The organism is Scandinavium sp. (assembly GCF_032012665.1).
In the GTDB taxonomy this organism is placed as follows: domain Bacteria; phylum Pseudomonadota; class Gammaproteobacteria; order Enterobacterales; family Enterobacteriaceae; genus Scandinavium.
Genome location: NZ_DALZVG010000010.1, coordinates 123,182 through 129,663, shown reverse-complemented (window position 1 = coordinate 129,663; position 6,482 = coordinate 123,182). Strand labels below are relative to the sequence as shown.

At 56.7% G+C, this 6,482-nt stretch carries 5 protein-coding genes; all 5 read right to left on the bottom strand.

What is annotated here, in order from left to right:
• Positions 1–132: 132 nt before the first annotated feature.
• The 5 genes from RTU33_RS10990 to RTU33_RS10970 all read right to left on the bottom strand — a co-directional run bounded on the left by RTU33_RS10990 (position 133) and on the right by RTU33_RS10970 (position 6,480).
• Entirely contained in the window at positions 133–846 is a 714-nt protein-coding gene (locus RTU33_RS10990) for a GntR family transcriptional regulator (protein WP_312627306.1), read from the bottom strand.
• Positions 847–859: 13 nt separating this feature from the next.
• On the bottom strand, positions 860–2,179 hold the full coding sequence (locus RTU33_RS10985) for a PTS transporter subunit EIIC (protein ID WP_312627304.1): 1,320 nt from the start codon (positions 2,177–2,179) through the stop codon (positions 860–862).
• Positions 2,180–2,227: 48 nt separating this feature from the next.
• Positions 2,228–3,604 carry a glycoside hydrolase family 1 protein gene (locus RTU33_RS10980; protein WP_312627302.1) on the bottom strand — a complete coding sequence of 459 codons (1,377 nt, stop codon included), beginning with the start codon at positions 3,602–3,604 and terminating at the stop codon, positions 2,228–2,230.
• Positions 3,605–3,817: 213 nt separating this feature from the next.
• Entirely contained in the window at positions 3,818–4,855 is a 1,038-nt protein-coding gene (locus RTU33_RS10975; protein ID WP_312627301.1) for an aldo/keto reductase, read from the bottom strand.
• 107 nt (positions 4,856–4,962) lie between these two features.
• Positions 4,963–6,480, bottom strand: a complete 1,518-nt coding sequence (locus tag RTU33_RS10970) for an efflux transporter outer membrane subunit (RefSeq protein ID WP_312627300.1) — start codon at positions 6,478–6,480, stop codon at positions 4,963–4,965.
• Positions 6,481–6,482: the final 2 nt, after the last annotated feature.

Here is a 6,482-nt window from a genome sequence, read left to right as displayed (position 1 = left end):
CCCAGAAATACCCGGTGAGAAAAACTGCTGATCACCTTAAGTGACCAGCATTAGGTTGCGAAACCTGCCTTTTTTATTACCTGATGGCGCTGCGCTTATCAGGCCTACAAATCGGTAACCCCGTAGGCCCTGTCAGCCATTATTCACAATCACAATTCCGCCGTGATCGTACCGATAATGACAATGGGCATACTCCAGCGGCGTGCCGTCTTCCAGGTAGATAACCTGCTCCACTTCCAGCACCGGATCGCCCGCCTCGCAGACTAAATGCTGCTGCTCCAGCTCGCCGGGCTTGATGGCACGCACGACGCGATACGAACCCATAATTTTCAGCCCAAGCGTTTCGACGTACTGAAATACCGAGCTTTCGAGATGGCTTTTGTTCAGGCCGGGCACCAGGCTGACGGGCATGACCGTCGCATCCAGCGACATGGGCTCACCGTTCAGCAGGCGCAAACGAATGAAGTCGTACACCGGCGCATCGGCGTTAATCAGCAGCGAGCTCTGCTCTTTTTCCGTCGGGAAGCGCAGCTCGAAGCGCACAACCTTGCTGCTGACCGTGCCCAGATGTTCCCAGGTTTTGGTGGCACCAAAATAGTCGCTGCCGGGCAGATCCCACTGCGAAAGCTGGAGGAAGTTCTTGCGCACGAAGGTGCCCTGCCCCTGGCGAGTATAAATCAGCCCTTCAACAATCAGCTGGCGCATCGCCTGCTGAATGGTCATACGGCTGGTCTGGAACTCTGCCGCGAGCGCAAACTGGTCGGGCAACGGGGCGCTCGCGGGATACCGCTGGCTGATAATGCGCTTCTTAATTTCCCGCGCGATAGTAAGGTATTTCGCCGCCACAGCCCGTCCTTATTTATTCATTTACCCCGTTGTTTTTTAAGGCCACTCGCTCTGCAATCTTGAGGAAAGGCAGGTAGAAGAATACACCAAAGACGATGATTATCAACTGAACCACCACGGCTCGCCAGTCCCCCGCGGTTGCCAGCCAGGCGCTTAAGACCGGCGGCGTGGTCCAGGGGATCATCACCACGCAGCGGGACATTAATCCCAGCGTCGTACACAGCCAGGCAAAGAAAATGCCGATGGCGGGCAGCAGCACGAACGGAATCATCAGCGGAATATTAAACACGATTGGCAGGCCGAAAATCACCGGCTCGTTGATATTGAACAGTCCGGGCGTGATCGCCAGACGCGCGACCTGTTTTGACGCCTTCTGGCGCGAAAACAGGAAGATGGCAATCAGCAGCGAAATCGTGCTGCCGGTGCCGCCAACCATACCGAACGTCGGCACGAAAATATTGTTGATGATGTGCGGAATCGGCTGTCCGGCGGCGTAGGCCAGCATATTCTCGTTGGTGTTGATCAGCAGGAAGGGTTCCAGAATCACGCTGTTCACCACCGCCTGATGAATACCCAGCGTAAACAAGAAGTTGCCGAAGCTGTAGATAAACAGCGTGCCCGGCAGGCTGGTATTGATAAGCCTGAGCGGCTGCTGAATCAGCGTGATAATCAGATGGATAAGATCGGTGTGCAGCAGGTTTTTCAGCAGCGCGGCGAAAACGGCAAACAGCGACAGCGTCAGAATTGTCGGCAGCAGCGACGAAAAAGACTGGCTGACCGCAGGAGGTACGTTGGCCCCAAGGTTGATCTCCAGTCGCTTAAACTGGGCGATACGAATAAAAATCTCCGTCGCCAGCAGGCCAATAATGACGCCGGCGAAGATGCCGGTAGTGCCGATATTGGCAAACGTCAGCACCGACGTCAGGCTCACCGTTGCCTTACCGCCGACGGGCACCAAATCGACCTGCATCGGCATCATAATAATGAAGCTGCACAGCGCGATGACCACCGCTGAAACCGGGTTACCAAAGTTTTTATTGCGCGCCAACGACCATGCGATCATCGGGGCAATCAGCAACGCGGCAATATTCAGCGTCCCGTTGATGATCGCATCGCCCCACACTTTAAATCGCACCAGGGTTTCGCCCTCAAATACCCAGGGAAACACCACGTTGTTCACCAACACCGCGAGCCCTGCCAGGATAAAAATCGGCATGATCCCGGCGAACGCGTCACGCAGCGAACGCAGATGAACCTGATTGGCGATACGCGCCGAAAACTCCACGAAGCGATCGGTAAAAGACTGCATACTGGTTGATACGTTATCAGACATTGGCACAGACCTTTTGTTGACTCACTCGTAACCCGGTTTGCACAGCGCTTACATCTCTTCGCCGTTCGAACGGATCGCCTGTTTTAACCACGCGTAGCTTTTCTTCGGCACACGCTTCAGATCTTTCAGATCGTGATTTTCGCGGTTGACGTAAACCACGCCATAGCGCTTACGCATGTCACCCTGGGAGCTCAGAATGTCGATAAGCCCCCAGCCGAGATAGCCAATGACGTCCGCACCGTCCTCAAATATCGCTTCTTTCATGGCGTTGATATGGTCGCGGTGATAGGCGATACGGTAGTCATCGGCAATCATGTTTTCCCCATCCCACTCTTCAATCACGCCGATGCCGTTTTCAATCGGGAAGACCGGCATGCGCCAGTTGTTGTAGTACTGGGTGATGATGGTGCGAAAACCGAGCGGATCAATCTGCCAGTTCCATTCGGTGGCCTTCAGGTACGGGTTGTTCTTATCGCCGTATTTCAGGTAGTAATTGACCTCGGTGCCTTCCGGAATCGGGTCGGTATCAAGCGTACGGCTGGCGTAATAGCTGAACGCCATGTAGTCATTTTTGTTGCGGTTAATCAGCGCCAGGTCTTCTTCGCGATAGATGTCTTCGAAGCCTTCACGCTTCACCACCGCCATCACTTCAGGGCTGTAGCCCTGGCCCGCGTAGACGCGCAGCAGGTTCTGGTTGAGGAATTCATCATGCTGCTGGGCACAAAAGATATCGCGCGGTTTGCAGGTCGCCGGATAGATCAGCTGGTGTGCCAGCATGCCGCCCATCAGCTTGCCCGGTTTGGTTTCGTGCAGGTACGCCGTCAGCTTCACGTGCGCAACCATGGTGTGATGCTGGATTTCATACAGCTCGCGGAGCGTTTCCTCACCGCGCATATAGCCTGAAATCCGGAAGGCGATCGGCATATGGAAAATATTCTGCTCGTTAAAGGTGAGCCAGTACTTCACCTTGTCGCCGTAGCAGTCGATCATCTTTTGCCCGTAGCGAACAAAGGCGTCCATCACCCGGCGATCGTTAAAACCGTTGTACTCTTCGGCCAGCGCCAGCGGCATGTCGAAATGGTAGAGGCAAATCATCGGCTCGATGCCGCGGGCAATCAGGCCGTCGATAAAGCGGTGATAAAAGTCGATGCCTTCCTGATTAAACTCACCGTCGCCCATCGGGCAAACTCGGCTCCAGGCTATCTGAAAGCGGTAGCAGTTCATGCCCAGATCCTGCATTAAATCAAAATCTTCCTCGAAGCGGTGGTAAGAATCCGTTGCCACTTTCCAGTCAGAGGCAAATTCACTCGGCTCACGAATGTCATAGACCGATTTGCCCTTCCCTCCTTCGTTCCATGCGCCTTCGGTCTGCATGCTGGATACCGAGTTGCCCCATAAAAAATCCTTCGGCAGTGTTTTCATCATCGCTCCCCGCTTATATGACTAGTCATTTAAATTTCATGACTAGTCATATAGAGCGAAATGACAAATCAGGCAAAAAGGTTGTGCTGTTTTTGTGAGCAGGGCTGGAAAACGGGCGTAAAAAAGCCGGATGGCGCTGACGCGTATCCGGCCTGTGAATGTTCGAACCTGGGGTTTCCGGAACGGGCAAGCAATTGCCGTCCGGCAACAGAGAGGTTAGCCTTTCAACTGATTACGGCGGTACTCCCCTTGCCGCTCCAGCATCCAGCCCGGATATTCACGCGGCAGTGCGCTGACCGTATCCAGCTGCTTCAGCTCGCTTTCCGTCAGGCGAATCTCCGTCGCGGCAATGTTATCCGCCAGCTGGTCCGGGCGTTTAGCGCCGACGATCACGCTGCTGACCACCGGCTGATGCAGCAGCCACGCCAGCGCGATTTGCGCCACCGACACGCCTTTACCTTCGGCGATATTGCGCATCACATCGATGCAGTCGAAGCCGCGCGCTTTGTCCACCGGCGGGAAGTCAAACTCCAGCCGACGTCCGCCCGCTTCATTTTGCCCGTCGCGACCGTATTTGCCGCTGAGGAATCCGCCCGCCAGCGGACTCCAGACCATCAATCCGACGCCTTCACTCTGCATCATCGGCACCAGTTCACGTTCAAGATCGCGCCCGGCAATGGTGTAATAGGCCTGCAACGAGGCAAAGCGCGACAGACCAAGCCTGTCGGAAATCCCCAGCGCCTTCATGATTTGCCACGCCGACCAGTTCGACACGCCGATGTAGCGCACGTGACCGTGCTGCACAAGGTTGTCCAGCGCGTAGAGCGTTTCTTCTATCGGCGTGGCCGGGTCAAAACCATGCAGCTGATAGAGATCGATATGATCGAGCTGCATGCGGCGCAGGCTCTCTTTTACGCTATTGATGATGTGATAGCGCGAGCTGCCACGGGAGTTCACGCCCGCCGTGCCGGTTTCGCCAAACACCTTCGTTGCCACAACGACGTTTTCACGCGGCACCTTCAGGTTCTTCAGCGCCTGGCCGGTTATCTCTTCCGAACGCCCTTCCGAATAGACGTTGGCGGTGTCGATAAAGTTGATGCCTGCATCCAGCGCGCTGCCCACCAGCCGCTCGGCGTCGGCCTGCTGCAGCTGGCCGATTTTGCCCCACATGCCGCCTTCGCCGCCGAACGTCATGGTGCCAAGGCACAGTTCAGAGACAAACAAACCGGTATTGCCTAATTTCTGGTAACGCATAGCTCTCTCCTCAAGGGATGTCGTGGTGAGTGTTCAATAGTTATAGCGACACTCCTGCGTTTACGAATGGGGCGATCCTGCGCATTTCTTGCCCAATTCTCCAAACCTTATCCACGTGGCGCATCGCCGAAAACGGAATACTCCGGCAGTTGTACGTTCTGGTAGGTTTCCCAGCCGCCGCCGAGCGCTTTGTACAGCGCCACAAGATCGATCCGGCTTTGCACCTGCGCCTGGGCATGCTGCTGTTCGGCCTGCGCCAGCTGGCGCTGCGCATCCAGTACGTCGATAAACGTCGCCAGCCCCTGTTTGTAGCTGGAGTTCGCCAGATCGAAGGCGTTTTGCAGCGCATCGATAGTGTGTTGCAGCGCCTGCTCCTGCTTCTGATCGCTGCGGTAGCTGACCAGCGAATTCTCCACATCCCCCAGCGCCGTCAGCACCGTCTGCCGGTACTGAAGTACCTGAGCGCCCTGCTGCGCCCGGGCCAGCTTGACGCTCGACACCAGCCGACCCCCCTGGAAAATCGGGATCGAAATCTGCGGACCCACGCTGTAGAAATGGCTGCTCCAGTCGGTCAGCCAGTTAGTTTCGGTATTACGCAGGCCAAACTGCCCATTGAGCGTCAGGCTCGGGAACAGCTCCGCCACGGAGACGCCGATTTGTGCCGTGGCGGCGTGCAGATTGGCTTCGGCTTCGCGCACGTCCGGCCTGCGACGGGCAAGCGTCGAAGGAATACCGGTCTGCACCACGTCCGGGAGTTTGGGGAGCGGCTGCGGCGAACTCAGTTCGCCGTCCAGCGCCCCCGGCGGTTTGCCAAGCAGAATAGCCAGCGCGTTCATCGCCTGCCGTTCCTGTGCTTCATACTGCGGCAGCTGGGCCTGGAGCGTCCCCAACTGCGCACGCGCATTTTCCACGTCCATCTGCGGAGAGAGCCCGCCCTTCTGGCGGCTGTCGGTCAACTCAAGCGTTTCCTGCGCGCTGGCAATCTGCGTGTTCATGGTCGCCATAATGCTTTGCGTGCCGCGCAGCTGTAGCCAGGCTCGGGCAACTTCCGCCTCCAGCGACACCAGCGCATCGTTGCGCTGCTCAATCGCCGCCTGCTGCTGCGCCTGCGCCGCTTCCACCTGACGCCGCACCTTACCCCACAAATCCAGCTCCCACTGGGCGTCAAAGCTGCCCTGATAGAGATGAATCGGCTCGGTCAACGGCTGAAGTGCACCTTTTAAATTCGGATCTACGTTGTCTATCTGGTCATACACGCCCTGAGAGTTCAGCTCACCTTTAACCCCGAGCTGCTGACGCGTCGCCTGTAAATTACCGTTCACCGAAGGGAAGAACGCGCCGTTAGCCTGATTCAGCTGTTCGCGCGCCCCGGCGATGCGCAGCGCGGTTTGCTGAAGCGAGAGGTTGCCGATAATGGCCCTCTCGATGAGGCTGTTAAGCTCTGCGGAATTAAACGACGTCCACCAGCGGGTGTTTACCGCCTGGGTGGCCGTTTGTGAGCGCGCGGATTTATCACCCGGATCGTTCCAGTGAGACGGCGTTATGGGCTGTGCGGGCTGATAATCTGGCCCGACGGCGCAGCCTGCCAGCAGAGCGGTCAGAGTAAGAATTAAACTTCGGTGCATCG

Bases quoted from the DNA above. Each gene is read 5' to 3' on its own strand.
- RTU33_RS10975 (WP_312627301.1), bottom strand. From the start codon at position 4,855: ATGCGTTACCAGAAATTAGGCAATACCGGTTTGTTTGTCTCTGAACTG.
- RTU33_RS10970 (WP_312627300.1), bottom strand. From the start codon at position 6,480: ATGCACCGAAGTTTAATTCTTACTCTGACCGCTCTGCTGGCAGGCTGC.
- RTU33_RS10985 (WP_312627304.1), bottom strand. From the start codon at position 2,179: ATGTCTGATAACGTATCAACCAGTATGCAGTCTTTTACCGATCGCTTC.
- RTU33_RS10980 (WP_312627302.1), bottom strand. From the start codon at position 3,604: ATGATGAAAACACTGCCGAAGGATTTTTTATGGGGCAACTCGGTATCC.